The organism is Sphingobium sp. D43FB (assembly GCF_002312805.1).
In the GTDB taxonomy this organism is placed as follows: Bacteria; Pseudomonadota; Alphaproteobacteria; order Sphingomonadales; family Sphingomonadaceae; genus Sphingobium.
Window position 1 is genome coordinate 1 of record NZ_NMUA01000094.1, and the last position, 2,797, is coordinate 2,797.

3 protein-coding genes are annotated in these 2,797 nt (G+C 60.5%); all 3 read left to right on the top strand.

Annotation, left to right across the window (positions count from 1 at the left end):
- Positions 1–215 precede the first annotated feature (215 nt).
- The 3 genes from SxD43FB_RS23205 to SxD43FB_RS23215 all read left to right on the top strand — a co-directional run bounded on the left by SxD43FB_RS23205 (position 216) and on the right by SxD43FB_RS23215 (position 2,708).
- Entirely contained in the window at positions 216–431 is a 216-nt protein-coding gene (locus SxD43FB_RS23205; protein WP_096064126.1) for a helix-turn-helix domain-containing protein, read from the top strand.
- Between the two features lie 171 nt (positions 432–602).
- Complete coding sequence (locus SxD43FB_RS25460; protein ID WP_096064127.1) at positions 603–1,037, top strand: IS630 family transposase; 435 nt, start codon at positions 603–605, stop codon at positions 1,035–1,037.
- A 195-nt stretch (positions 1,038–1,232) separates the two neighbouring features.
- On the top strand, positions 1,233–2,708 hold the full coding sequence (locus SxD43FB_RS23215) for a recombinase family protein (protein ID WP_255245882.1): 1,476 nt from the start codon (positions 1,233–1,235) through the stop codon (positions 2,706–2,708).
- Positions 2,709–2,797: the final 89 nt, after the last annotated feature.

Below are 2,797 nucleotides of genomic sequence, written 5' to 3' on the forward strand. Positions count from 1 at the left end.
CTCAAGCCGCTTCGTGTCCGGTGCAGTGACCTCGATCTCGATACCCGTTCGCATGCTGCATCGTCGCACGGCGCAGACAGCATGGGAATCCCCCAACGGACTCATTCGTTCCGATCAATCCACTAGAGCATAATCCGACCTGACAGAGTCGCTGGGGGATTCCCTTTCAGTTGGAAGTCTGATCATCGTGTCGGCCGAGGGGAGGTCGGCGTGGCATGACGAAATCCATATCTGACGATCTTCGATTTCGCGTGATTGCAGCCGTTGATGCAGGATTGTCGCGGCGGGCGGCGGCGGAGCGGGTTGGTGTCGGCACGGCCAGTGCGATCCGTTGGGTGCGCGAGTGGCGGGAGACGGGGTCAGCTCGAGCAAAGCCGCAGGGCGGTGACCGGCGGTCACAACGCATTGAAGCCTATCGCACGGCGTACTGATGGCAGTTGAGGATCAGGTGGACATCACCCTGGTGGAGATAGCAGCGATGCTCCGAACGGATCATGGCGCCATTTTTGCGGCAAGCACGATCTGGCGCTTTCTGGACCGTCACGCGATGACGTTCAAAAAAAACGGCGCACGCCAACGAGCAGGAGCGGCACGACGTTGCCATGCGGCGTCAGGCCTGGTTCGACGCCCAGCCTGATCTTGACCCCGAACATCTCGTTTTCATCGACGAGACTGGCGCTTCGACGAAGATGGCTCGTGTGCGCGGTCGCGCAAAACGCGGCGCGCGATGTCGTTCACCGATCCCGCATGGCCATTGGAAGACGACGACGTTTACAGGAGCGCTGCGACTGTCCGGTATGACCGCACCCATGGTCCTGGATAGGCCTATGACAGGCGAATGGTTCGTTGCCTATGTCGAGCAGATACTTGTGCCGACGCTGCGACAGGGCGACGTCGTGATCCTCGACAATCTCCCCGTCCACAAAAGCGCTGCTGCTCGGGAAGCCATTGAGGCGGCAGGCGCGCAGATGCTTTTCCTCCCGCCATACTCGCCCGACTTCAATCCGATCGAGAAGGCATGGCGTTGGAACCTCTGAGTCACAGGTTCATTTAGTGCCGCAGGTGGGCCATGGCGCGCTTTTGAGCTTGGCCCGTTGGATTGCGAGGCATGGCGATGTCATATCGGAAGAACATCCATTGGACAGATCTGCCGACGGATCGACGCCGGCGGCTTGTGGTCATTTTGGGGGAGCTGATCCAGCGACAGCTATCGCTCCCGCGGGAGGCAAGCCATGACAATGGAACTCACCAGGGCGCTGCCTGAAAAGGTCCTGCCGCGCCATCAAGAGCGGCAGGCCGTCGTTTATGTCCGTCAGTCGACGCCGCGGCAGGTAGTAGAAAACAGAGAGTCGACCCGCTTGCAATATGGCCTTGCTGATCGAGCTTGTGGGCTCGGCTGGCGGCGCGAGCAGGTGACCATCATCGATGATGACCTTGGACGTTCCGGATCCTCGGCGCTAGACCGGCCGGGCTTCCAGCGGCTTGTCGCGGAAGTGGGGCTCGGCCATGTTGGGTTGGTTCTTGGGATCGAAGTGTCGCGCTTGGCACGATCATGCTGCGACTGGCACCAACTGCTCGAAATGTGCGCTCTGTTCGACACGCTCATTGGCGATGCCGATGGTATTTATGATCCCGGCACTTACAATGATCGCCTTCTGCTTGGGCTTAAGGGAACGATGAGCGAGGCGGAGCTTCACATCCTCAAGGCCCGCATGCACGAAGGCCGATGTGCCAAGGCCCGTCGTGGCGAACTCTTTTTGGGCCTTCCGCGTGGCTACGTGCTGAAGCCTTCGGGCGAGGTCGCACTGGATCCAGATGAGGGAGTGCAGCGCGCAATCCGCTTGGTCTTCGCTGTCTTCGAGCGGCGGCGATCGGTCAGCGGTGTGCTGCGTTATCTCGTCGACCATGACCTGCAATTGCCTGATCGCGTGCGGAGCGGGCCGAACAAGGGAGATGTCTGCTGGAATCGTCCCAATCGCGCGACGCTATCGGACATGTTGCGCCATCCGGCCTATGCTGGCGCCTACGCCTTTGGGCGTCGCCACTATGATGGCCGTCGCCGGCTTCCGGGTAAGCCGCATAGTGGTCGATCTTATCTACGTGATCCGCAGAAATGGATGGTACTCCACCAAGATGCGTTGCCGGCGTATATAGACTGGAGCCACTTTGAGAGGAACCAGCGGCAAATGGCCATGAACCGCTCCCGACACACGGGTGTTCCGCGCGGCGGCGCGGCCCTGCTTGGCGGCCTCATCTCATGCGGGCTCTGCGGACGGCGGATGTTTACGACCTATACCGACGACGGACGCGAGGCTCGCTATGTCTGCCATCAACTCGCCACGACCTATGGGGAAGCACGATGCCAGTCGATCAGTGCGTGGCCGGTCGACAGGCTGACCTCCACGCTAATCCTTGAAGCCCTATCGCCGGCTGCAATAGAGGTAAGCCTGCAAGCGTCCGAGGATATTGAACTGGAACGCCGACAACTCCACGACCAATGGAAAACGCGGCTTGAACGTGCGAGATATGAAACTGCGCTCGCGCGCCGCCGTTACGAAGCGGTAGATCCAGATAACCGCTTGGTTGCCCGGACGCTGGAACGAGACTGGGAAGCGGCACTCGCGGCCGAGCAGTCGCTGACAGACGAACAGCGGCGCGCTTTGGCGCAAGTGAAGCGCCCCGGGTTTCCAGGAGGCTCCAACTTGTGAGAAGGAGCATCCGTTATGAGCAAGACAACCAACAAATTTTCACCTGAAGTCCGCGAGCGGGCGGTTCGTATGGTGGTGGAGCAGCGGGC

Excerpts from the sequence above, each read along its gene's own strand:
- SxD43FB_RS23215 (WP_255245882.1), top strand. The coding sequence starts at position 1,233 with ATGACAATGGAACTCACCAGGGCGCTGCCTGAAAAGGTCCTGCCGCGC.
- SxD43FB_RS23205 (WP_096064126.1), top strand. The coding sequence starts at position 216 with ATGACGAAATCCATATCTGACGATCTTCGATTTCGCGTGATTGCAGCC.
- SxD43FB_RS25460 (WP_096064127.1), top strand. The coding sequence starts at position 603 with ATGCGGCGTCAGGCCTGGTTCGACGCCCAGCCTGATCTTGACCCCGAA.